General features: G+C 68.9%; 18 protein-coding genes. 6 read left to right on the top strand and 12 right to left on the bottom strand.

Annotation, left to right across the window (positions count from 1 at the left end):
- Positions 1-353 precede the first annotated feature (353 nt).
- The 3 genes from ACIRHA_RS29545 to thyX form a co-directional block, all read right to left on the bottom strand.
- On the bottom strand, positions 354-2,039 hold the full coding sequence (locus ACIRHA_RS29545; RefSeq protein ID WP_403852109.1) for a ribonuclease J: 1,686 nt from the start codon (positions 2,037-2,039) through the stop codon (positions 354-356).
- A gap of 147 nt (positions 2,040-2,186) precedes the next feature.
- A complete protein-coding gene (gene dapA / locus ACIRHA_RS29540; protein WP_403852106.1) occupies positions 2,187-3,086 on the bottom strand; it encodes a 4-hydroxy-tetrahydrodipicolinate synthase in 900 nt (299 codons plus the stop codon).
- Positions 3,087-3,285: 199 nt separating this feature from the next.
- Positions 3,286-4,026, bottom strand: a complete 741-nt coding sequence (gene thyX / locus ACIRHA_RS29535; RefSeq protein WP_403852104.1) for an FAD-dependent thymidylate synthase — start codon at positions 4,024-4,026, stop codon at positions 3,286-3,288.
- Between the two features lie 210 nt (positions 4,027-4,236).
- Here thyX and ACIRHA_RS29530 point away from each other — a divergent pair, with 210 nt between their 5' ends.
- Together ACIRHA_RS29530 and ACIRHA_RS29525 are read left to right on the top strand one after the other, a co-directional pair.
- Complete coding sequence (locus ACIRHA_RS29530) at positions 4,237-4,476, top strand: hypothetical protein (protein ID WP_403852101.1); 240 nt, start codon at positions 4,237-4,239, stop codon at positions 4,474-4,476.
- 114 nt (positions 4,477-4,590) lie between these two features.
- Positions 4,591-5,145, top strand: coding sequence for a hypothetical protein (locus tag ACIRHA_RS29525; RefSeq protein ID WP_403852099.1), 555 nt, complete (start codon positions 4,591-4,593; stop codon positions 5,143-5,145).
- Between the two features lie 24 nt (positions 5,146-5,169).
- Here the strand turns inward: ACIRHA_RS29525 and ACIRHA_RS29520 are convergent, their stop codons facing one another.
- The 6 genes from ACIRHA_RS29520 to eccD form a co-directional block, all read right to left on the bottom strand.
- On the bottom strand, positions 5,170-5,622 hold the full coding sequence (locus ACIRHA_RS29520) for a tetratricopeptide repeat protein (RefSeq protein WP_403852096.1): 453 nt from the start codon (positions 5,620-5,622) through the stop codon (positions 5,170-5,172).
- Positions 5,623-5,631: 9 nt separating this feature from the next.
- Entirely contained in the window at positions 5,632-6,387 is a 756-nt protein-coding gene (dapB, locus tag ACIRHA_RS29515; protein WP_403852093.1) for a 4-hydroxy-tetrahydrodipicolinate reductase, read from the bottom strand.
- A 91-nt stretch (positions 6,388-6,478) separates the two neighbouring features.
- Positions 6,479-7,855 (bottom strand): M16 family metallopeptidase, encoded by a 1,377-nt coding sequence (locus ACIRHA_RS29510; protein ID WP_403852090.1) that lies wholly within the window; start codon positions 7,853-7,855, stop codon positions 6,479-6,481.
- Positions 7,852-10,068: a polyribonucleotide nucleotidyltransferase gene (locus ACIRHA_RS29505; RefSeq protein ID WP_403852087.1), complete on the bottom strand. Its 2,217-nt coding sequence runs from the start codon at positions 10,066-10,068 to the stop codon at positions 7,852-7,854. Before ACIRHA_RS29505 ends, ACIRHA_RS29510 begins: the two co-directional genes overlap by 4 nt.
- A 293-nt stretch (positions 10,069-10,361) precedes the next feature.
- Positions 10,362-10,649: a 30S ribosomal protein S15 gene (rpsO, locus tag ACIRHA_RS29500; RefSeq protein ID WP_266714890.1), complete on the bottom strand. Its 288-nt coding sequence runs from the start codon at positions 10,647-10,649 to the stop codon at positions 10,362-10,364.
- A 202-nt stretch (positions 10,650-10,851) separates the two neighbouring features.
- Positions 10,852-12,321 carry a type VII secretion integral membrane protein EccD gene (eccD, locus tag ACIRHA_RS29495; RefSeq protein ID WP_403852085.1) on the bottom strand — a complete coding sequence of 490 codons (1,470 nt, stop codon included), beginning with the start codon at positions 12,319-12,321 and terminating at the stop codon, positions 10,852-10,854.
- Between the two features lie 284 nt (positions 12,322-12,605).
- Between eccD and eccCa the strand changes: the two genes are divergently transcribed.
- The 4 genes from eccCa to ACIRHA_RS29475 all read left to right on the top strand — a co-directional run bounded on the left by eccCa (position 12,606) and on the right by ACIRHA_RS29475 (position 18,634).
- Positions 12,606-16,547 (top strand): type VII secretion protein EccCa, encoded by a 3,942-nt coding sequence (gene eccCa, locus ACIRHA_RS29490; protein ID WP_403852082.1) that lies wholly within the window; start codon positions 12,606-12,608, stop codon positions 16,545-16,547.
- 114 nt (positions 16,548-16,661) lie between these two features.
- The gene (locus ACIRHA_RS29485; RefSeq protein WP_403852080.1) at positions 16,662-16,946 is read left to right on the top strand and encodes a hypothetical protein; all 285 of its coding nucleotides are present in this window, start codon (positions 16,662-16,664) and stop codon (positions 16,944-16,946) included.
- A 144-nt stretch (positions 16,947-17,090) separates the two neighbouring features.
- On the top strand, positions 17,091-18,113 hold the full coding sequence (locus ACIRHA_RS29480; RefSeq protein WP_403852077.1) for an SUKH-4 family immunity protein: 1,023 nt from the start codon (positions 17,091-17,093) through the stop codon (positions 18,111-18,113).
- A 44-nt stretch (positions 18,114-18,157) separates the two neighbouring features.
- On the top strand, positions 18,158-18,634 hold the full coding sequence (locus tag ACIRHA_RS29475) for a hypothetical protein (RefSeq protein WP_403852075.1): 477 nt from the start codon (positions 18,158-18,160) through the stop codon (positions 18,632-18,634).
- A 36-nt stretch (positions 18,635-18,670) separates the two neighbouring features.
- Here ACIRHA_RS29475 and ACIRHA_RS29470 read toward each other — a convergent pair whose 3' ends face one another.
- The 3 genes from ACIRHA_RS29470 to ACIRHA_RS29460 all read right to left on the bottom strand — a co-directional run bounded on the left by ACIRHA_RS29470 (position 18,671) and on the right by ACIRHA_RS29460 (position 23,870).
- The gene (locus tag ACIRHA_RS29470; protein ID WP_403852072.1) at positions 18,671-19,042 is read right to left on the bottom strand and encodes a hypothetical protein; all 372 of its coding nucleotides are present in this window, start codon (positions 19,040-19,042) and stop codon (positions 18,671-18,673) included.
- Positions 19,043-19,157: 115 nt separating this feature from the next.
- Positions 19,158-21,419: a hypothetical protein gene (locus tag ACIRHA_RS29465; RefSeq protein WP_403852069.1), complete on the bottom strand. Its 2,262-nt coding sequence runs from the start codon at positions 21,417-21,419 to the stop codon at positions 19,158-19,160.
- Positions 21,420-21,455: 36 nt separating this feature from the next.
- Positions 21,456-23,870, bottom strand: coding sequence for a toxin glutamine deamidase domain-containing protein (locus tag ACIRHA_RS29460; RefSeq protein WP_403852066.1), 2,415 nt, complete (start codon positions 23,868-23,870; stop codon positions 21,456-21,458).
- Positions 23,871-23,976 lie beyond the last annotated feature (106 nt).

Raw genomic sequence — 23,976 nt, 5'->3', positions numbered from 1 at the left:
GTTGATTTTTGGCACGCTGTTGAGTTCTCAAGGAACGGACGCTTCCTTTGTACTCACCCTCTCGGGCTTTCCTCCGGGCGCTTCCCTTCGGTCTTACTGTTCTTGCGTTTCCAACTCTACCAGATCCGTTTTCCGTTCCGTTCCCGGTTCGGATTTCAATTCCGGTGGCCGTTGGTGGGCCTTTGCCTTTCGGCGGTGCCGACTTTATCAGAGATTCTGAGTCGGAATTTCCCGCCCTTGTCAGGGAGTTGATCCGAGCACCTGAGTGCGCCGGGTTCCCCTTGAGCGGAGCCGTAAACGTACTGGAGCGGGGCGCCCCGATGCAAATCGAGGCGCCCCGCTCCTTACGTGCCTCAGACCTCGACGACGACCGGAAGGATCATCGGGCGTCGGCGGTATGTGTCCGAGACCCACTTGCCCAGCGTGCGGCGGATGAGCTGCTGCAGCTGGTGGGGCTCGACGACGCCGTCCTGGGCCGACTTCTCCAGGACGTCCTGGATCCTCGGGAGGACGGCATGGAACGCCGAGTCCTCGATGCCGGAACCACGGGCCTGGATGTTCGGACCGCTGGTGATCTTGCCGGTGCTGGAGTCCACCACCACGAAGACCGAGATGATGCCCTCGTCCCCGAGGATCTTGCGGTCCTTGAGCGCGGGCTCGCCGACGTCGCCGACCGAGAGGCCGTCCACGTAGACGTAACCGGCCTGGACCTTGCCCGAGATCCTCGCCTTGCCGTCGATGAGGTCGACGACGACGCCGTCCTCCGCGATGACGATGCGGTCGTGCGGGACGCCGGTGAGGGCGCCGAGCTCGGCGTTGGCGCGCAGGTGGCGCCATTCGCCGTGGACCGGCATCAGGTTCTTGGGCTTGCAGATGTTGTAGAAGTACAGGAGCTCGCCCGCGGACGCGTGGCCCGAGACGTGCACCTTGGCGTTGCCCTTGTGGACCACGTTCGCGCCCCAGCGGGTCAGGCCGTTGATCACGCGGTAGACCGCGTTCTCGTTGCCGGGGATCAGCGAGGACGCCAGGATCACCGTGTCACCGGAGACGATCCGGATCTGGTGGTCGCGGTTGGCCATACGGGACAGGGCCGCCATCGGCTCGCCCTGGGAACCCGTGCAGACCAGGACGACCTGGCTGTCGGGCAGGTCGTCGAGCGTCTTGACGTCCACCACCAGGCCGGCGGGGACCTTCAGGTAGCCGAGGTCCCGGGCGATGCCCATGTTGCGGACCATCGAGCGACCGACGAAGGCGACCCGGCGGCCGTACTCGTGCGCGGCGTCCAGGATCTGCTGGATGCGGTGCACGTGGCTGGCGAAGGACGCGACGATGATCCGCTTCTGCGCGCTGCCGAAGACTCCGCGGATCACGTTCGAGATGTCGCGCTCGGGCGGGACGAAGCCCGGGACCTCGGCGTTCGTCGAGTCGGTGAGGAGGAGGTCGATGCCCTCCTCGCCGAGCCTGGCGAAGGTCGGGAGGTCGGTCAGGCGACGGTCCAGCGGGAGCTGGTCCATCTTGAAGTCGCCGGTGTGGACCGCCATGCCCGCCGGGGTGCGGATGGCGACGGCCAGCGCGTCCGGGATGGAGTGGTTGACCGCGATGAACTCGCAGTCGAACGGGCCGAGCCGCTCGCGTTCGCCCTCGGTGACCTCGAGCGTGTACGGGCGGATGCGGTGCTCCTGGAGCTTCGCCTCGATGAGGGCGAGGGTCAGCTTGGAGCCGATCAGCGGGATGTCCGGCTTCTCGCGCAGGAGATACGGGACGGCGCCGATGTGGTCCTCGTGGCCGTGCGTCAGGACGATGCCCTCGACGTCGTCCAGACGGTCCCTGATGGACGTGAAGTCCGGCAGGATCAAGTCGATTCCGGGCTGCTCCTCCTCGGGGAAGAGCACTCCGCAGTCGACGATCAGCAGACGGCCTTCGTACTCGAAGACGGTCATGTTGCGCCCGATCTCACCGAGGCCGCCGAGCGGGGTGACGCGCAGGCCGCCCTTCGGAAGCTTCGGCGGGGCGCCGAGTTCAGGATGCGGATGACTCAAAAGACTCTCCTCAACCACGCGCGCCACGTACCTATGGGCACGTGGCGCGCATGACGTTCGTGCGATAGCAGTTGTGGTGGTTCTGGGGTCTTGCTGTTCTGTTGGTGATTCTGTTCATTCAGTTGTGAAGCTTTGCCAAGTCTGTGATCAGAGTTGTACCCCGCCGGCAGCAAGATCGATCTTGAGCTGGGCCGTTTCTTCCGGGGTGAGTTCCACGAGCGGCAGCCGGAGCGGTCCTGCGGGCACGCCCTGGAGGCCGAGGGCGGCCTTCGTCGTGATGACACCCTGCGTGCGGAACATGCCGGTGAAGACCGGGAGCAGCTTCTGGTGGATCTCCGTCGCCTTGTGCACGTCGCCCGCCGAGAAGGCGTCGAGCATGGCGCGCAGCTCGGGCGCGACGACGTGGCCGACGACCGAGACGAAGCCGCACGCGCCGACCGAGAGCAGCGGCAGGTTGAGCATGTCGTCGCCGGAGTACCAGGCGAGGCCCGAGCGGGCGATGGCCCAGGAGGCGCGGCCGAGGTCGCCCTTGGCGTCCTTGTTGGCCACGATGCGCGGGTGCTCGGCGAGCCGGACGAGCGTGTCCGTGTTGATCGGGACGCCGCTGCGGCCCGGGATGTCGTAGAGCATCACGGGGAGTTCGGTCGCGTCGGCGATCGCAGTGAAGTGGCGGAGCAGGCCCTCTTGCGGGGGCTTGTTGTAGTACGGCGTCACCGTGAGCAGGCCGTGCGCGCCGGCCTGCTGGGCCTGGCGGGCGAGCTCGATGCTGTGGCGGGTGTCGTTGGTGCCGACGCCCGCGACGACGTGGGCGCGGTCTCCGACCGCCTCGACGACGGCTCGTACGAGATCCGATTTCTCCGCGTTGCTGGTGGTCGGGGACTCGCCGGTGGTGCCGTTGACGACCAGGCCGTCATTGCCTGCGTCCACCAGGTGGGCGGCGAGCCGCTGCGCGCCGTCGAGGTCGAGTGCGCCGTCCGCCGCGAAGGGCGTGACCATGGCGGTGAGGACCCTCCCGAAGGGGGTCTGCGGAGTCGAGGTCGGAGCCATGGGTAACACGCTACTCGCTGCTCACTACCGGGTCCCCCCTCGGGGGATGCGACAAGTCGGAACAAAGGTGGAACCCGGCACTGCCTGCTCGGGGGTTCAAGCAGTGCCGGGTCCGTTTGATCAGGCTAGATGAACTTTCCGAAAAGCCGCAATACGGACACATCGGTCGGGTGCCCGTACATCTGTGCCGATGCCCGAACTACGGCGCCACGCGGCCGTTGCCGTTGAACGCCGCGTATGTGAGCGGCATGAGCGCGGCCCACTCCGCTTCCATCTTCTCGCCGACCATCTCGATCTCCCGCTGCGGGAAGGACGGCACCTTGGCGAGCTCGTGCTGCGTGCGCAGGCCGAGGAAGTGCATCAACGAGCGCGCGTTGCACGTCGCGTACATCGACGAGAACAGGCCGACGGGCAGCACCGCGCGGGCCACCTCGCGGGCGACGCCCGCGGCCAGCATCTCCTGGTACGCCTCGTACGCCTGGCGGTACGAGTCCTCCATCACGCGGCCGGTCAGCTCCTGCTGCGCCTGCGTGCCCTCGACGAACCGGTACTTGCCCGGGCGGCCCTCCTGGACCAGCTTGCGGTCCTCGTCCGGGACGTAGAACGTCGGCTGGAGCTCCCTGTACCTGCCCGATTCCTCGTTGTACGACCAGCCCACGCGGTGCCGCATGAACTCCCGGAAGACGAAGATCGGGGCGCTGATCAGGAACGTCATCGAGTTGTGCTCGAAGGGGCTGCCGTGCCGGTCCCGCATCAGATAGTTGATCAGGCCCTTGGAGCGCTCCGGGTCCTTCGACAGCTCGTCGATCGACTGCTCGCCGAGCGTGGAGACGCGGGCCGCGAACAGCACGTCCGTGTCGCTCGCGGTGTGCTTCACCAGCTCGACGGTGACATCGCCGCGGAACGTCGGCTTGAGGTCTTCAGCTGGGGTTTCGGTCATGCTGCCGGGGTCCTTCCCATCACTTCGCAAGGGCGGCGCCCACTCTACGGGCCACCAGTGACAACGGGCCTCATGCGTCGATCTCCGGCGAAGCGGAGCGAACTTTGGTGAATTTGGTGAAACAGGGCACCCTTTGAAGCAATCGCTCGTCTGTGTAGATGAACACATTTTTGATCGAGCATCACGAGTCTCTTGAGGAGAAGCAGTCCCATGTTCCGTCGGCGCGAGCCCGTACCGTTCGCCTTCATAGCCGAAGCCGACCACTTCCGTAGCAACGTCACACCGCCCGAGCGCGAGCGTCCCTCCGCCGGGCAGCGCGCCGGACGCGCGCTCGTCGGCCTCACCGTCGTGGCCGGCCTCGTGGGCGCCCTGTTGATCGGGATGCCGGCCCTGTCGATCGATCAGACCACGCAGCACGTACAGCAGTCGGAGGCGTCCGACAGCCGCTGACGGTCGCCGCCGAGCCCTGCCCCCTCCGGCCCCCTGGAGTGGAAGGCCGGTGCGACCCCGGATAGCCTCACCGGGCACAGCCCCCATACCGTGTGGACCGAGTGAGGACCCGTCGTGCCCCTGCCCTTCCTGACGGCCGACCGTGCTTTGGACGAGGCCGCGGACATCCCGCTGCCCTTCGACGACCGCGACCAGTGGCGCCGCCCCTACCGCCCTGGTCCGTACCGGGTGGGCGCGGCCGCGCTGCTGCTGCTTCTGGCGTCGTACGTGCTGTTCGCCTCGGTGATCATCGCCGTCGCGGGTGACACATCCGCCGCCACGGTCTGCGGCGTCCTCGCGGTGCTGATCATCGCGTCGGCGCTGCGGCTGCTCCGTATGGGCACCTGGGTGAGCGCGCGCGGGCTGCGGCACGTCTCCTTCTTCGTGACCCGCACGGCGCCGTGGGACCGGGTCGCCACCGCTCGCACGGTGCAGCAGCCCGTGCGCTGGCTCGGGCTGCCGCGCACCGTGCAGGGGCAGGCGCTGATCCTCGTACAGCGGGATCAGCAGGGGGATCAGACGACGCTGCTCACCAGTCACAGCGCGGACTTCCTGGGGCGGGGCACGGCGTTCGACCGGGCCGCCGACACCGTCGAGGTCTGGGCCGAGGAGTACCGCGCCCGACGCTGATCCACGCGCGCGTGGACGCGTGGATCAGACGCCCACGGAGCGGCCTTCGTGGAGGGCGATCGCGCGCTGCATCGCCTTCCGCGCGCGCGGGGTGTCCCGAGCGTCCCGGTAGGCGACGGCGAGACGGAACCAGCAGCGCCAGTCCCCCGGCGCGTCCTCCGTCTCGGCCCTGCGCCTGGCGAAGACCTCGTCGGCGGAGTCGCGGTCGATGCGGCCGTACTGGTCGCGGCGGAGCTCGTCGACGGGCAGCCCGCCCTCCGCGTCCAGGAGTTCGCCGAGCCGGTTGGCCTTGGTGACGAACCTGGTGTTCGCCCACAGGAACCACACGCCGATCACCGGCAGGATCAGCACCGCGACACCGAAGGTGATCGTGAGCAAGGTGCCCTGCTGCAGGAGCATCACGCCGCGGTCGCCGGCCAGCACGAAGTAGAAGACCAGGACCAGGGCCGTGACGGCGTAGGTGATTTTCGCGCGCATCGCAGCAGGTCAGCCGTTCAGATCGAGGAAGTGTTCCAGACCGAAGGTGAGGCCGGGGGCGGCGCCGACCTTGCGGGCGCCGAGCAGGATGCCCGGCATGAAGCTGCTGTGGTGCAGCGAGTCGTGCCGGATCGTCAGCGTCTCGCCCTCGGCGCCCAGGAGGACCTCCTGGTGCGCCAGGAGGCCGCGCAGCCGGACCGAGTGGACCGGGACGCCGTCGACGTCCGCGCCGCGTGCTCCGTCGAGCGCTGTGGCCGTGGCATCGGGCGCCGGGGCGCTGCCCGCCTTCTCCCGTGCCGCCGCGATGAGCTGGGCGGTACGGGCGGCCGTGCCGGACGGGGCGTCGACCTTCTTCGGGTGGTGCAGCTCGATGACCTCGACGGACTCGAAGTACGGCGCCGCCGCCTCCGCGAACTTCATGGTCAGGACCGCGCCGATGGAGAAGTTCGGGGCGATGAGCACGCCCGTCGCCGGGGAGTCCGCCAGCCACTGGTTCAGCTGCGCGAGGCGTTCGTCGGTCCAGCCCGTGGTGCCGACGACGGCGTGGATTCCGTGGCGTGCACAGAACTCCAGGTTGTCCATCACCGAGTCGGGGGTGGTCAGTTCGACCGCGACCTGGGCGCCGGACTCGACGAGGACGTCCAGCTTGTCGCCACGGCCGAGGGCCGCGACAAGCTCCATGTCCTCGGCCGCCTCGACGGCCCGTACGGCCTCGGAGCCGATACGGCCCTTGGCCCCGATGACCGCCACGCGCAGCTTGCTCATGATCTCCCAGTTCCTTCAGTGCGTACTGAAATGCGTACTGCCATGCGTCCTAGTACCGCCATGCGTCCTGGCATGCGTACGGAAAACGGTGTTACGCGACCACTTCGTGCAGGCGCGATGCCTGCTTGTCCTTGAGCGGGCCGATGACCGACAGGGACGGGCGCTGTCCCAGGATGTCGCGTGCCACCGCGCGCACCTCGTCCGGGGTCACCGCCGAGATGCGCTCCAGCATCGCGTCGACCGACATCTGCTCGCCCCAGCACAGCTCGCTCTTGCCGATGCGGTGCATGAGCGCCCCGGTGTCCTCCAGGCCGAGGACGGTGGAACCGCGGAGCTGGCCGATGGCACGGCCGATCTCGTCGTCGCTGATGCCGTGCTGCGCGACCTGGTCCAGCTCCTCGCGGCAGATCTTCAGCACGTCGTGCACCTGGCTGGGCCGGCAGCCCGCGTAGACGCCGAAGAGGCCGCAGTCGGCGAAGCCCGAGGTGTACGAGTACACGCTGTACGCCAGCCCGCGCTTCTCCCGGACCTCCTGGAACAGGCGGGACGACATGCCGCCGCCGAGCGCCGTGTTGAGCACGCCCATGGCCCAGCGCCGGTCGTCCGTACGGGAGAGGCCAGGCATGCCGAGGATGACGTGGGCCTGCTCGGTCTTGCGGTCGATGACCTCCATGCGTCCGGCGGCGCGCAGGGTCTTGCGACCGGAGCGCGGGGCGACCGGCGCCGCGGGGGCCTGCGGGGCGCCCGCCTTGTCGAAGGCGGCGCGGACCTGGCGTACGACCTTGTCGTGGTCGACGTTGCCGGCCGCGGCCACGACCAGGTGCGTCGGGTCGTAGTGCTTCTTGTAGAAGCGCGTGATCTGGCCCCGGCCGAGCGCGTTGATCGTGTCGACCGAGCCGAGGACCGGGCGGCCGAGCGGGGTGTCGCCGAGCATCGTGTGCGAGAACAGGTCGTGCACGACGTCGCCCGCGTCGTCCTCGGTCATCGCGATCTCTTCGAGGATCACGCCGCGCTCCGCGTCGACGTCCGCCTCCTCGATGAGCGAGCCGGTCAGCATGTCGCAGACGACGTCGATGGCGAGCGGCAGGTCGGTGTCGAGCACGCGCGCGTAGTAGCACGTGAACTCCTTCGCCGTGAAGGCGTTCATCTCGCCGCCGACCGCGTCTATGGCGGCCGAGATGTCCAGCGCGCTGCGCTTCTTGGTGCCCTTGAAGAGCAGGTGCTCCAGGTAGTGCGTCGCTCCGTTCAGCGTCGGTGTCTCGTCGCGCGAGCCCACGTGCGCCCAGATGCCGAAAGTGGCCGAGCGGACCGAGGGGAGGGTCTCGGTGACGATGCGCAGGCCATTCGGCAGCGTGGTCTTGCGGACCGTGCCGATGCCGCCTGCGCCCTTGATCAGGGTTTGGGTACGGGCGACGGCCCGCCCCTCCGAAGAGGTGCGGGCCGTCGCCTGGGTGCTACGGGACGTCACTTGTCGGTGTCGTCCTTCGCCTCGTCGCCCTCTTCGCCCTCGACCACGGGGATCAGGGAGAGCTTGCCGCGGGAGTCGATCTCGGCGATCTCGACCTGGACCTTCTGGCCCACGCCGACGACGTCCTCGACGTTCTCCACGCGCTTGCCACCGGCGAGCTTGCGGATCTGCGAGATGTGCAGCAGACCGTCCTTGCCCGGCATGAGCGACACGAACGCACCGAAGGTCGTCGTCTTCACGACGGTGCCCAGGTAGCGCTCGCCGACCTCCGGCATGGTCGGGTTGGCGATGCCGTTGATCGTGGCGCGGGCGGCCTCGGCCTGCGAGCCCTGCTGGGCACCGATGTAGATGGTGCCGTCGTCCTCGATCGTGATGTCGGCGCCGGTGTCCTCCTGGATCTGGTTGATCATCTTGCCCTTCGGGCCGATGACCTCACCGATCTTGTCCACGGGGATCTTGACGGTGATGATCCGCGGGGCGTTCGGGGACATCTCGTCCGGGACGTCGATCGCTTCCATCATCACGTCGAGGATGTGGAGGCGGGCGTCACGGGCCTGCTTCAGCGCAGCAGCGAGCACCGAGGCCGGGATGCCGTCGAGCTTCGTGTCCAGCTGGAGCGCGGTCACGAACTCCTTGGTGCCGGCGACCTTGAAGTCCATGTCACCGAAGGCGTCCTCGGCACCGAGGATGTCGGTCAGGGCGACGTAGTGCGTCTCGCCCTTGATCTCCTGGGAGATCAGACCCATCGCGATACCGGCGACGGGGGCCTTCAGCGGCACACCGGCGTTAAGCAGCGACATGGTGGAGGCGCAGACCGAACCCATCGACGTCGAGCCGTTGGAGCCCAGCGCCTCGGAGACCTGGCGGATCGCGTAGGGGAACTCCTCGCGCGTCGGCAGGACCGGCACGATCGCGCGCTCGGCGAGCGCGCCGTGGCCGATCTCGCGGCGCTTCGGGGAGCCCACGCGGCCCGTCTCACCGACGGAGTACGGCGGGAAGTTGTAGTTGTGCATGTAGCGCTTGCGGGTCACCGGCGAAAGGGTGTCCAGCTGCTGCTCCATGCGCAGCATGTTCAGCGTGGTGACGCCCAGGATCTGGGTCTCGCCACGCTCGAACAGGGCCGAGCCGTGCACGCGCGGGATGGCCTCGACCTCGGCGGCCAGGGTGCGGATGTCGGTGACACCGCGGCCGTCGATGCGCTTCTTCTCCTTGATGACGCGCTCACGGACCAGGTTCTTGGTCAGCGAGCGGTACGCGGCGGAGATCTCCTTCTCGCGGCCCTCGAACTCCGGGAGGAGCTTCTCGGCGGCCAGACCCTTGACGCGGTCCAGCTCGGCCTCGCGCTCCTGCTTGCCCGCGATGGTGAGGGCGGCGGAGAGCTCGGTCTTGACCGCGGCGGTCAGGGCCTCGAGCACGTCGTCCTGGTAGTCCAGGAAGATCGGGAACTCGGCGGTCGGCTTGGCGGCCTTCGCGGCGAGGTCCGACTGGGCCTTGCAGAGGACCTTGATGAAGGGCTTCGCGGCGTCGAGACCGGCGGCGACGACCTCCTCGGTCGGCGCCTCGACGCCGTCCTTGACCAGCTGGATGGTCTTCTCGGTTGCCTCGGCCTCGACCATCATGATCGCGACGTCGCCGTCCTCCAGGACGCGACCGGCGACGACCATGTCGAAGACGGCGTCCTCGAGCTCGGTGTGCGTCGGGAACGCGACCCACTGGCCGTTGATCAGCGCGACGCGGACGCCGCCGACCGGGCCGGAGAAGGGCAGACCGGCCAGCTGCGTCGACGCGGACGCGGCGTTGATCGCCACGACGTCGTACAGGTGGTCGGGGTTGAGCGCCATGATCGTGGCGACGACCTGGATCTCGTTGCGCAGGCCCTTCTTGAAGGACGGGCGCAGCGGGCGGTCGATCAGGCGGCACGTGAGGATGGCGTCCTCGGAGGGGCGGCCCTCGCGGCGGAAGAAGCTGCCGGGGATCTTGCCCGCGGCGTACTGCCGCTCCTCGACGTCCACCGTGAGGGGGAAGAAGTCGAGGTTGTCCTTGGGGTTCTTCGAGGCCGAGGTGGCCGAGAGCACCATGGTGTCGTCGTCGAGGTAGGCGACGGCGGAGCCGGCGGCCTGGCGGGCCAGACGGCCCGTCTCGAAGCGGATCGTGCGGGTGCCGAAGGAGCCGTTGTCAATGACGGCCTCGGCGTAGTGGGTCTCGTTCTCCACTAGCGTTTTCTCCGTTTACTTTCGTCTGAATGCGTCTTTTGTCCTGCACGGCCCGTGTGGCCGAGGGACGGAACGGAGAAGCGCGCCTTGGGTGCGGGCCGGTCTTCGATCGAAGCTCCCGGGGATCCTCTTGCGTCTCCGGGGGCCACTACCGAGGACCGGCGGCGGCGAGGTGGCGCTTCTCCTCATATGCGTAGTCGTACGTCACCAGACTACAAAGCCTCGGTGACAGTGCGCACGTACGGCAAAGGGAGCGGCCCCCTCAATCGGGAACCGCCCCCTCTCACAGCGTCTTATCGGGCGCCGGCCGCACCGCGGCGGATGCCGAGGCGCTCGACCAGCACACGGAAGCGCTGGATGTCCTTCTTGGCCAGGTACTGCAGCAGGCGGCGACGCTGACCGACCAGGATGAGCAGGCCACGACGCGAGTGGTGGTCGTGCTTGTGCGTCTTGAGGTGCTCGGTCAGGTCCGAGATGCGGCGGGAGAGCATGGCGACCTGGACCTCGGGAGAGCCGGTGTCGCCCTCCTTGGTGCCGAACTCGGTCATGATCTGCTTCTTCGTAGCGGTGTCGAGAGCCACGCTTACTCCTCGTAGAGTCTGATTGCCGCCGAGTGCCCCTGGTCTAAATCTCAGGAGAGCTTCCACAACTCGGGAGGCGGGGATCCGCTGGGCGCTGTCCCCAGGAATGTCCTGCATTGCCGGGGGCGCGTACACAAACGGCCGTCCCACAGCCTACCAGCCGCCCGGCGGCCGCCCTGACGGCGGCCGACCGGGCCGCGGATCAGCTGACCATGCTGCGCACCTGCGTGTAGAGGCCGAGCACCGCGAGGCACAGCGGTACGAGGGTCAGCAGCACGAAGCCGTCGAACAGGTCGAGCATGCGACCCCAGAAGGGGGAGACGCCCTTGCGCGGCACGGACAGGCCGACGATCACGAGCAGCGCCGCTCCCCCGCCGATCGCGGCGGCGAACCAGAGGATGTGGATGTTGAGCGGGGCGCTGTCACCCAGCATGAAGCTCTGCAGGAGGTCGGCCGGGGTGTTCAGGGTCACGCCGAGGATCAGCAGACCGAGAATGAGCAGGCCGCCCACGACCAGGGACGCGACCTGCGCGGTGTAGTCGAACAGCCGGGCGCGCAGCATGACGGCGATGCCGGCGGCCAGGGCGAGCAGCTGCGCCCAGACGTCGTCGGAGAAGCCGAGGACCACACCGGCCGAGGCGACTGCGAGGGCCGCGCAGCCGATGACGAGGCCGAGGAGCAGCTCGTGTGCGCGGCGGACCTGGGCGCCGATGCGGTCGAAGTCGATGTGCTCTTCCTCGTCGCGCGCGATGTCACGGCCCTGGGAGATCTGGTCCGGTGAGCGGTAGCCGATGGGCAGCCGGGCGGAGCGGGCGGACATGCCGGGCAGCCAGGCCATCGCGATGATCGCGACGACCCCGGTGACGGCGGCGACCTCGCTCGGCGAGGCCTCGGTGACCAGGGCGCCGAACGTGGCCAGGGCGCCGACGGCGGAGCCGAGAGCCGCGGCGACGAACACGGCGTCGCCGTGCGGCAGCAGCACCACGAGCAGCGCGGAGGCGATCAGCACCACGACACAGCCGGACAGCAGCTGCAGTCGGCCCGGGCCCGAACCCTCGTCGATCGGGAAGATCCCCGAACCCGCGATCAGCAGGTGCGGCAGGGAGGCGAGGCCCAGCGAGGTGGACGCGGCACGGTCGTCGTACACCCGCGCGCGGACGACGGAGAAGGTCACGAGCAGGATGCCGACGACACCGGCGATGATGCCGGGCAGGCTGTGCATGTCGCGCTTGATCGGGTTCGAGAACCAGAGCGCGAACGCCATCAGCGTCAGGAGCAGGACGCCCGCGCCGAGGCCGACGACGCTCATCAGACCGTCGCTCCAGCGGCGCCGGTCGCGGCGGACCGCGGAGGCGACCGCATCGGACACGTCGTCGAAGACGGCCGCGGGCAGCGACTCGGCGAACGGGCGCAGCAGCAGCACGTCGCCGTCGAGGACCCGCTGGTCGGCGAGCGAGCGGCCGGCGTCGAGGACGGTGCCGTCCCGGCGGACCAGGTGGTAACCCGTGGGGTCGCCCTCGGCCTGGCTCTGCCCGGAGAGCTGGAGGATCTCCGGGTAGATGTCGGCCAGCGCGGCGTCCTCGGGCAGGGCCACATCGATACGTGCGTCCGGTGCGGCGACGGTGACCCGGCAGAAGCCGGTTCCGCCACCGGCAAGAGCTGTGGTGCTCACCTCGCGGTTCCCCCTAATGTCATGACTTTGTGTGGTATCGGTGCGGCGGCGCGGCGTCCGGGCGGCGTCACGCGCGGTGCGACAGCGTAGCGTCCTGAGCCCATCTCACCCCACAGGCCCCGGCACTTGACGAGAGTCAGTAGGATCACCGGGCACGCCGGAGCTCTTTGCCTTCGGCCTGGGGGAACCGCCAGTAACGGGGGCGGTCCGACATGTCCCGACGTGCACGACATCCGTGCGCGCTGAACTGATCGACGACTGAAGATTTAAGGACTGGTGCTTCGGTGAGCGTGGTCATCGTCAAGCGACCGCCTCGGGTGCTACCACCCGACGTACCCACGGACGAGGTGCGTCTCGAGCCGCCGCCCGAGCTGGCCCGGCCCGAGGACCAGAACCTGATGATGAGCCTGCTGCCCATGCTGGGCATGGGCACGTCCTCGGCGTTCTTCTTCACCTCGGGCCAGTCGATCATGAAGATCATGGGTGGCGTCATGATCGTCTCCACCCTCGCCATGGCGCTTGCGCAGTTGGTCAAGGCCCGACAGGGCGGCGGGGCCGAGATGGCCCAGGAACGCCAGGACTACCTCAAGTACTTGACCCAGATCCGGCGTGACGTGCGGACCACCGCACGCATGCAGCGCGACGGGCAGTACTTCCTGCACCCCAACCCCGAGCAGCTGTGGGCGCTGGTCGCCGAGGGCCGCCGGGTGTGGGAACGGCGTTCGAGCGACTCGGACTTCACCCAGGTGCGGCTCGGGCTGGGCCCGCAGCAGCTGGCAACTCCCTTGATGGCGCCGGAGACCGCGCCGCTCGACGAGCTGGAACCGCTCACCGCGCACGCGATGAAGTCGTTCCTGGAGACCCACGGCACGCTGGACGCACTGCCGTTGGCCGTGTCGTTGCGCTCCTTCTACCACGTGAGCGTCTCCGGTGATCCGGACACCACGTACGGGGCCGCCCGGGCGCTGATCGCCCAGTTGTGCACCCTGCACTCGCCCGAGGACCTGCGGGTCGTCGTCGTCGCGTCGCCCGGCGCGATGGCCGAGTGGGAGTGGACGAAGTGGCTGCCGCACGTGCAGCACAGCAGCACGGACGGCGCCGGCTCCCAGCGGGTGATCGTGGACGACCTCGGCCAGGTCGAGGAGCTGCTCGCCGACGAGCTGGAGGGCCGCGGCCGGTTCAACCCGCAGGGCACGCCGGTCGTCGACCAGCCGCACCTCGTCGTCGTCATGGACGGCGGCGGCATCCCCGACGACTCGCTCATCGCGGGCGCCGAGGGTCTGCAGGGCGTGACCATCGTCGAGGTGGTCCCCGGCATCGTGGAGGAGCTGCGCGGCTCGCTGTCCGTGCAGGTGCAGCCGGGTGAGCTGCTGCTCGAATCGCAGGGCGGCACCCAGTACACCGGCGTCTGCGACACCCTCTCGCTCACCGAGGCCGAGGCGCTCGCGCGCCAGCTCGCGCCGCTGCGCGCCGGCTCCGCGGACGGTGACGAACCGCTCCTCGCCAACCTGGACTTCACCGAGCTGATGGGCATCGGCGACGCCGGTTCAGTGGACGTCGGGCGCACCTGGCGGCCGCGCACCCTGCACGAGCGGCTCCGGGTACCGCTCGGCATCGACCGCGACGGGCAGCCGGTCATGCTCGACCTCAAGGAGGCCTCGCAGGAGGGCATGGGCCCGCACGGCCTGTGCGTCGGCGCCACCGGTTCCGGTAAGTCCGAGGTGCTCCGCACGCTCGTGCTCGCCCTCACGGTGACGCACTCCTCGGAGACGCTGAACTTCATCCTCGCTGACTTCAAGGGCGGCGCGACCTTCGCGGGCATGTCCGAACTCCCGCACGTCGCCGCCGTGATCACCAACCTGGCCGACGACCTCACGCTGATCGACCGCATGCGCGACTCGATCACCGGTGAGCTCCAGCGCCGCCAGGAGCTGCTCCGCTCGGCGGGCAACTACGCGAACATCACGGACTACGAGAAGGCCCGCGCGGCCGGCGCCCCGCTGGACCCGCTGCCCTCCCTCGTCATGGTGCTCGACGAGTTCTCCGAACTCCTCACCGCGCGCCCGGACTTCATCGAGATGTTCATCCAGATCGGCCGCATCGGCCGTTCCATGGGTGTGCACATGCTGCTCGCCTCGCAGCGCCTGGAGGAGGGCAAGCTCCGCGGCCTGGACACGTTCCTCTCGTACCGGATCGGTCTGCGTACGTTCTCGGCCGCCGAGTCCCGTACGGCGATCGGTGTCCCGGACGCGTACCACCTGCCGAACGTTCCCGGCTCGGGCATCCTCAAGTACGACACCGAGACGATGATCCAGTTCAAGGCGGCGTACGTCGGTGGCGTCTACCGCGCCGGTGGCGGCGGTGGCGGCGGCTCGCGCACCCACCGGCAGCCGGTGCTGTTCACGGCCGCGCCCGTCGCCGAGCAGATCATCCACGAGCCGGAGCCCGAGGTCGTTCCCGACCAGGTCGACGACGCGCTCGCGGACACCGTCCTCGACGTGATCGTGGCGCGGATCGTCGGCCAGGGCCCGCCCGCCCACCAGGTGTGGCTGCCGCCGCTGGAGGAGTCGCCTTCGGTGGACTCGCTGCTCCCGCCACTGTCGACGACTCCGGAGCGCGGTCTGCACGCCGCCGACTACCCGGCCACCGGCAAGCTCGTCGTGCCGATGGCGCTGGTGGACAAGCCGTTCGAGCAGCGCCGCGACATCCAGTACCTGGACTTCTCCGGCTCGGCAGGTCACGGTCTCGTCGTCGGTGGTCCGCAGTCCGGCAAGTCGACCCTGATCCGCGCGATCATGACCTCGTTCGCGCTCACCCACACCCCGTCCGAAGTGCAGTTCTACTGCCTGGACTTCGGTGGCGGCGGCATGCTCGCGATGGAGGGGCTGCCGCACGTCGGCGGCGCCGCATCCCGCCTCGACTCCGAGAAGGTGCGCCGTACGGTCGCCGAGGTCCGCGGCATCCTCAACGAGCGCGAGGAGTTCTTCCGCGCCAACAACATCGACTCGATCGGTACGTACCGGACGCGCCGCGCGGCCGGACAGCACCCGGACCAGCGGTGGGGCGACGTCTTCCTCGTCATCGACGGCTGGGCCGCCTTCAAGACCGACTACGAGCAGCTCGACCCGGTCATCCTCGACCTGGCCTCGCGCGGCCTCGGCTTCGGCGTCCACCTGATCATCGGCTCCGGCCGCTACACCGAGGTCCGGCCCGCCCTGCGCGACCAGCTCCTCAACCGTGTGGAGCTCAAGCTCGGTGACCCGATGGAGTCGGAGTTCGACCGCAAGAAGATGGAAGCCGTGCCGCTCGGCATGCCCGGCCGCGGTCTGACCCCGGACAAGCTCAGCTCGCTCGGCGGACTGCCCCGGATCGACGCCTCCTCCGACGTGGAGACCCTCGGCCAGGCCATCGAGCACATGGTGACGACGATCTCCGAGCACTGGCAGGGCCCGCCCGCCCCGCCGGTGCGGATGCTGCCGACCAAGCTGCACATCAGCGAGGTCCCCAAGGGCAGCGACTTCCCCGAGCGCGGCGTCGCGATCGGTGTCGACGAGACGACACTGTCGCCGTCGTTCATCGACTTCGAGACCGACCCGCTGATGGTGGTCTACGGAGAGTCCGAGTCCGGCAAGTCGGCGGTGCTGCGGATGATCGCCAAGCAGATCTCCGAGCGGTACGCGACCGACAAGGCGCTCATCGTCGTCGGCGACTACCGGCGCGCGCACCTGAGCGAGATGCCCGAGTCGCACCTCTACAAGTACTGCGCTTCGGGGCCGCAGCTCCAGGAGGTCGTCACCAGCCTCGCGGGTTCCATGGGCCGCCGTATGCCGGGTCCGGACGTCACGCCGGAGCAGCTGCGCAACCGCTCCTGGTACGACCTGCCGGACGCGTTCATCATCGTCGACGACTACGACCTGGTGGCCACCAGCTCCGGCAACCCGCTCCAGTCGCTGCTCGAGTACCTGCCGTTCGCCCGCGACCTGGGCCTGCGCATCATCATCGCGCGCAGCTCCTCCGGTGCGGCACGTTCGTCCTTCGAGCCGGTCATGCAGCGCATGAAGGAGCTCGGTGCGACGGGCCTGGTGCTGTCCGGCGACCCGGCCGAGGGCCAGATCTTCGGTCCGCTCAAGCCGCAGCGACTGCCGGCGGGCCGAGGCATGCTCGTCACCCGCAAGGGCGGGGCGCAGCTGGTGCAGACGGCGTGGCTGCCGATGCGCAGCAGCTGACGGCCGCGTAGCGCGTGCGTTCCGTACGGCGCCGGGGATCGGGTCGACCGATCCCCGGCGCCGTACTCTTTTGCCTGGGCTCTTTTGCCTGAACCGACTTGAGGGAGACGAGAGTTGAGCACCCCGCCCCAGCCGCCGCCCCGCACCACCGACGAGGCGCTCGCGCTCGCCCGGACGACGTTCCAGCCGCTGTGCGCGGACGGAACCCCGGCGACGCTCAACGTCCAGGAGTTCGACCTGGGCTTCCTGGTCTACGCGACCTTCCCGCCGACCGAGCCGCCTTCGTACGGAGGCAGTCACCTGGTCATCTCGAAGACGGACGGCTCGACGATGTACGTCCCGAACTTCCCGCCGGACTCGGCGATCAGCCTGTACCGGCGGGAGGTTGGGCGGGGCTGACGGCTGCTGGCTGCTGGCTGCTGGCTGCTGGCTGACGCGGGATGCCGCCAGGTCTCGCTCTGCCCACTGTCACCGGGCGGCACTAGACTTTGCGTGCGGCGCCTTCCCTGACCGTTCACCGCCCCGTCCGATGGAGACCCAGCCGTGACCACGCACGACCAGGAAGAACGGCAGGCCGGACAACAGGCCAGTGCCGGCTCCCCCGCCGTCACCGGCCCCGGCAACACCGCCGTGTTCACGTACGTCGACCCGCGCACGGGCGAGGAGACGTACCTGACCCGCGTCTCGGGCCCCGGCCTGCCGCACGTCGAGTACCAGGCGTGGTCGGACCTGCGCCGCGCCGACATCCCGGCGGACAATGTGGTGGCGATCCACACCGACCTCAGCCCCAGCTCCCTGCCGGGCGGCTACACGCTGGACGCGCTGTTCGCCGGCTTCCCGAACGCCGCGCTCTCGTCCAGCCATGCGTACGGCACGGACCCGGCCGAGCGCGCCGAGGGGGTCGCCGCGCTCACCGCGCAGGTGGAGTCGATGGCGCAGCTCACGGGCCAGGCGCCGCCGCCGCGCCCGCATCGCGTGGCGCTGCCTGCGCCGACGGCCTCGGCGCCGGCCCTGCCGCCCGAGCTCCCCGGGAAGCTTCCTGTGCAGCGCTACGGGACGGAACTACTCGCTTCGGCCGCGCTCCCCGACGCCGCGCGCGCCTCCCTCGCGAGCCCCGGGCTCCCCGCCGACGTCCGCTTCTTCTTCACCGCGGACCGGCCCGAGAACCCGCCGCGCGGCGGCCTGTTCGTGGACGCGGCGACCCACCTGCGAGAACTCGGGACCGAGCTGTCCCCCGCGGCCGTCGAGATCCTCACCGCGCACACCCGGATCGGCACGGACGGCCAGTACGTGATCACGGTGCAGCAGGAGACCGGCAGCGTATGGGCGGCCAACCCGGCCACGGGCAGCGGCCGTTACGTCAACGCGTCGGTCGGCGCGTTCACGCACTGTCTCGCCACGCTCGCCGCCGCGCGGGACCTCATGCCGGGTATGAACCCGTACGAGGCGGGTGCGGCGGTCGCCGATCTCCAGGCCCGCCTGATCGAGCTCGACCCCTCGTGCTTCGACGACGCCGGCAACTGGTGGTCGGTGATCGTCGAGCAGATGTGGCACGGCCTGTTCTGACCTGTTGACCTGTTGACTTGCCGACCGCAGCCGAGAGGACTCCCATGCCCCGCGAAGGATTCCGTACCGATACGACGTCCCTTGCCAAGGAAGGCACGAACTTCCATGACTTGGGCACCCAGTTCGCCAAGGCCGCGGCCGCCCTCCAGAACGGTCTGGCCTCCGTGAACGCCTGCGCCCCCACCAGCGGCGAGGCCCCCGCGCCCGAGAAGGGCCAGGTGGAGGGCTTCGTCCAGGGACTGACCAGCTTCGCCGACAAGGCGGACATGCCGCCGTGGGGCGACGACGAGATCGGCGAGAAGTTCGGCATCGCCTACGAGGGCCTGCAGACCGGCATGTTCGAGTCGATGCAGCACCTCGCGCAGGAGCTGACGAACATCGGCGGGGCGCTCGGCGCGATGGCCAAGAACCACGACCAGAACGAGTCCTTCAACGAGCAGCTGATCCGCCAGGAGCAGAACGACGTCGACTTCGCGGCGGGCGCCGGAGGCACCGTGTCCCACATCAGCAAGATGACCTGAGGGTGGTCGGGCCTGCCTGGCGGGTCAAGGCGCGGGTCAGATCGCCTGACCCACTCCGATGACCAGCAACGCGCCGACCATCAGCCACAGTCCCGTACGTCCCATGCCACCCGCGCTCCGCAACGCGAGCCACAGTGCGCCGCAGGCACCGGCCACGCCAAGGGCGTTGGCGCCGATCGCGACCGCGCCGGCGCTCCCCACCGCCTGACCGACGAGGGCCGCGACCGCCGCCGCGAGGAAGACGGCCGCGCACACGATCCCCCGCAGCCGCTCGCGCCGCACCGCCTCGGCGGCCCGCTCGCGCTCCTCGGCGAGCGCGCGCTCCTCCGGAGGCAGCTCGGTCTCCCACTTCCGCGAGAAGTCCGCCTCCCACTGGAGGCCGGTGCCGTCTCCACCCGTACGTGTCATGCCCGCGACCCTAACCGACCGGCGGTACGCGGCTCATCCCGCGCCCCGCCTCCAGCGCCTGCGCACGGGGAACACCAAGTGGCACCTCGTATTGCCGAGCTGTGGCCGGCCGTACCTAGTGATCCATCAACGCCACTCCCCAGATCCCTGCCTCCGCACCGATCGGGTCGATCGCGGTCTGCAGGCCCTTCATCCGGGGCGCGACGTCGCGCGTCTCGATCTCGTCTCCTGAGGTCGTGAACACCTGGACGCCGAGGAGCCAGACGGAGACCATCGCGAGGAAGTCGTGCAGGTTCCGGCCCACGATCTCCGCCCTGTTGGAGTCCTCGCGGTCCTCGCCGGGCAGGTGGAGGATCCGCCCGGTCGGACCGTCGATCACCACGTCGTCGCCCATCCAGAGGCCGATGGCGTAGTACGGGCCGGTAAGGGTGATCTGCTCGCCCTGGTAGTCGGCGCGCGGGACATCGGGGGGCCAGGGCACCTCGCGCAGGAGGTGTTCCGGGTGTGGCGGCAGCGGGCCCTTGTGCGTACCCCGCGCGACGTCGGTCCAGCGGTGGTCCGGTTCCAGGCCGTAGAAGCCGAGACCGTGTACGTCACGGAAGGACGGCATTCCCCGCGTGGCGAGGAACTCACGGGTGGCCGGATCCGTGAGGCCCTCGGGCAGCAGGGGCTCCTGCACCCGGTACAGGGTCCCGGATTCGGCCTCGAAGATCGTGTCGAGGTCCTCCGGGCAAGGCGTGGGGCCGTGGGCCGGGACGGTCGCCGGGGCGGTGAGCACGGACGGGCACAGCGCATCGGAGCGGTGGCGCAGGCTGAGACCGGCGAAGGGCGCCGCGTGCGACGCGGGCTCGATGCCGAACAGACCGCCCCAGCCGCCGAGTACGACGGTGCCGTCGACTGCCACTGGGCCCGCTTCCAGGAGATAGCGGTTGGCGGGGTCCACTTCTGGGCGGTCGTCCTCACCTCCTGGGGAAGGCCGGCGCAGGCCCGGCACCGCCTCCTCGGGCGGCTGGTCGCGCGGCCAGGCACCGGTGGCCAGCACGTCGCCGCTGCGCGGGTCGTGCACGGTCACATGGCGCTCCCGGCCCTGACGGGCGAGCGCAGCCACCACCGGACGATCGTGCAGGCACATTTCCATCAGGTCGTAGACATCGGAGAAGTCGAGGTACGCCACGTGCAGGCCCGCCGGCGGCCGCCACCGCGACCACCGCACCCGCCACGGCAACCGGACGCCGCTGCGCTCCAGGCCCTCCGCCAGCTCCGTATCGCCCCGAGCCGTCGCCTGCAGGTGCAACCAGGCCACCCAGGTCGGCTGGGTGCACGGCAGGATGGCGTAGTTCCGGGCCTGGACCGCGTCGGCGAGGACAGGATCGCCGAGCGCTTCCTTCATGCCTACGCCTTCGGCCGCCTCCAGCAAAGCTGTTGGCGGGACGTAGGCGATCTGGCGGGGGTCGCTCAGCAGTGCGTTGAACAGGGGGAAGTCCGTGTTTCCGGTGGCAGCGTCCGCCACCGCACCATGGGCGGCGAGCGCGGTCGCAGCGTAGCGAGCCGGCAGGTCGGTGTCGGCGCGGCCCTCCGGATTCGACCACTGCGTGCTCAGCTCAGCGAGATGGCCATAGAGGTGACGGTGGGCTCGTGCCCGGTCTTCGGACGGGAGCTGCCCGCGAATCTCGCGCGCGACGGACTCGTCCCGGAAGGAGACCGCCCGGCCATCGTCCTCGGTGACCAGAAGTTCTCCGTGCTGCTCAACCACCCGGCGCAAGTGGTCGGCCTCGACGGGCCGGCCGGTCACGCCCATGACCAATTCCTGCCAGATGCCGTATGGAACCGTAAGCGCCTCCGCCTGCGCCAACGCTTGTACCTCTACGGGCACTTCGCGCGGCGCCACAGCCTGCACCGACAGCTGGAGAGGACGGTCGCCGCTACCGAGGAGGCGGGCGTCCCGGGAGGTCACGACCACGGCGTGGCCCTTGCCGCCGATCCTGCCCAAGGCGCGCAGCAGGCGCAGCGGTTCGCCGCTCGTACGGACACGGCCCACCAGTTCCAGGTGGGAGACGAGAACCAGCCGCACCGGCTTCTTCGGCACCTGCCGGGTCCACGATCTGGGTGCCTTGGCCCGCGCTCCGAGAGCGCCGAGAACCTTGGTGAGCGCCTCGTCCGCGGTGCAGCCGGCCACGTTGACAAGGAGGCTGTCGGACACCCGCTCGTGCACGACGCGCAAGGCTTCCTCGCCCTGGCGGTCCGACGGGTCCACGACGCAGTTGACGCCCCAGCCCGTGAGCTTCTGCCAGCCATCGACGATCCGGTCGATGGCCGCCCCAGGGGACAACTCCTCGAAATGTGCCGGCTCTTGTGCCCCGTTGTGCGTGCTGCTCACTTTCACATCCCAACCCGAATCCAGTGGACGGAGCTCCTACGTGGCAGTGTCCTCTTGACCATTCACGCCGACCATCTGTGTTCGCACGTGGATCCAGGTTTCCGCGACGACAGCGAGGTGATCGGACAATTCCTCGTCCATCCTGTCCTTCGCCTCCTTGTCCGAGTACCGGTACGTCGTGCTGTAGTACACCGGAACGCCGTTCATGGACTCGTGCTGCGCGATGGTTCGGGAACATTCGGCGTAACCCGTGTTGAGCTCCCTCGAACCACAGGGTTCACGTTCGGTGTACAGGCCGGCGATCTCGTATTTCGGGTCGGCTCCCGGCTCCGTGGCGCCATTGACGGTATCGATCCAGTTCAGAATATGCGATTCGGAGTGCAGAGGGCTGACCGCGTCCAGGCCGGCGGGGACGGAGGAATCGATGACGTAGGTGCTGTTGCCCTCGGCGTCGACCAGCTCGACAACCGCATAGTTCTTGCCTGACAGATCGGGCCCGGTACCGGACTCGAGCGCAGCCTCGAGAAGGTCCCCGATCTTCCGTCGCTTCACGGAAGACAGATCCTCGGCCACGGATTCGTTGAAGACGGTCCGCAGATTGGCGAACGCCTTCTTCGAGTCGGTGTCCGAGCGGTACTTCGGAGGCAGGTCCGCCGCCGCTTCATTGCGTCGCCTCGCCGCTGACGACTCGTGGTCGTTCTCGGCGGGATTGGGCACCTGGTTGTCACCGCTGCCCTTGGTGGTGCCTTCGTAAGGGCTGTGGCTGTTCGGGGGGCGCTCCGGGCTGTTTCCGACCGCGTTGTCCGCGTGGAAGGAGTTGCTCATGCGCGCGATCGCCGCGATCACGGCGTACTTCTCACCGTCGTTCATCGTGGCGAACTTTTCACCGAGAGCTTCTCTCAACTCGGCGTCGGTGAAAGCAGTCGGCGGGACTGTGGTGCCACGGTGGTTCTCCACGGCCTCGGCATAGACCTGCTGAGCCACTGCCCTGCGCTCCGCGGCCTCGGCCAGCTTGCCGTCCTTGAGCGCGGTCGCTTGGTCCGTCTCGCCCTTCTTCTCGTACTCCTTGATCTGTTTTTCGACCGCCCGTTCCTCGATGAGAGCATCCTGCAAGGCTCTCCGAGGCGTCTCGATCGGCTCCATCGCCTCCTCGTAGGCCTTCCGGCGCTTGGCCGCCTCCTCCAGGAGCCCTGCAAGGGGAGCTTCAGGGTGCTTGTCCGGATCGACCCAGTCCTGCATGGTCTGGTGCACGGCATCCAGGTCGGTCCGATACACATCGTGGGATTCTCGAAGAGAAGCCTGAATCGGGTCAGGAGCCACCCCTTGCTGAGGGTCGTCCGACTTCTCAGGGACGAGGCCGCCGTTCCGATTGGCGCGTGTGGGGTCCAGGTCCCGCCTGGATTGTTGCTCCTGTTGGTGCTGTTGCTGCTGTTGCTGCTGTTGCTGCTGTTGCTGCTGTTGTTCCTGGTTGGGCTGTTCAGAGGCCGAACCGTAGGAGGCTGCGGGGTCCGAACCGTACCCACTCTGCCCCTGATCGGGCTGAGGTGACTCGTTCGTCTGCGAGGACTCATCCGTCTGAGACGAGTCGGAGTCGGAGTCGGAGTCGGAGTCGGAGTCGGACGATTCAGATGTGTCCGATGCATCCGATGCCTCGGATTCCGTGTCCTGATCCTGCTTCTTCTCCCATGGGGCGTCCATGGTCTGCCCGTTGGGGTCGAAGGGGACGTAGCGGACGCCGGCGGCGCCGGTGTGGAGGGGGTTGGGGCTGACCTCGCCGGTCTGGTGGTCGACCCAGATGATGTTGCCGTTGTGGTTGTAGACGTTGAAGGCGTGGCCGCCGCCTCCGGGCCATTGGACGCCGACGACGGCGGCGGAGCCGGGGCCGGCCTCCTGGAGGTGGTGGGCGATGCGGCCGTAGGCGTTGGGGTGGTCGGCGCCGGCCCAGATCTGTGGGCGGCCGGCCCAGGCGTCGAGGTTGTTGTACGAGTCGCGTTCGGGCGACATCCGGTCGAGCTGGCCGTCCGCGGTGGTGTCCGGGGTGCGCGGGGCGGAGACCTGGGGGTTGCCGAACCAGGTCGACAGGCCGGCGCGGGCGTTGTCGAGGCAGTTGTTGGAGCGGCCGGGCTGCTGGAGGCCACCGTCGTTCTGGAGTTGGGCCCATTCGCCGTTGGGGTCGGGGTGGCGTTGCGGGGTGCCGTCCTCGTTGCGGGGGACGGAGTCCGCCAAGGCCTGCTGGTGAGCGGGGTCGGGGGTCAGTAGCCCGTAGGGGGCGTGGTTCAGGCTGTCGCGGATCTGCTGGAGGCTCTGGCCCTGGGAGAGCGGGGCCGGCTGGTCCTGCTTGGGGGGCGTGGTGTCCGAGGACTCCTGCGCGGGGGCGGGGTGGCCGTTCGAACTGGGCTGCTGAGCGCCGGGATTGTTGTTCGGGGTCTGAATCGGGACCTGGACCGGCACCTGGTTCGGGTTCTGGTTCTGGTTCTGGTTCTGGTTCTGGTTCTGGTTCGCAGGCTGATGCGGCGTCTGGCTCGGAGCCTGATCCGACTTCTGGCTTGGGGCCTGG

This window comes from Streptomyces sp. NPDC102360 (genome assembly GCF_044766085.1).
Classification (GTDB): domain Bacteria; phylum Actinomycetota; class Actinomycetes; order Streptomycetales; family Streptomycetaceae; genus Streptomyces.
The sequence above is the reverse complement of the archived record's forward strand: the minus strand, read 5'-3'. Positions and strand labels throughout refer to the sequence as shown.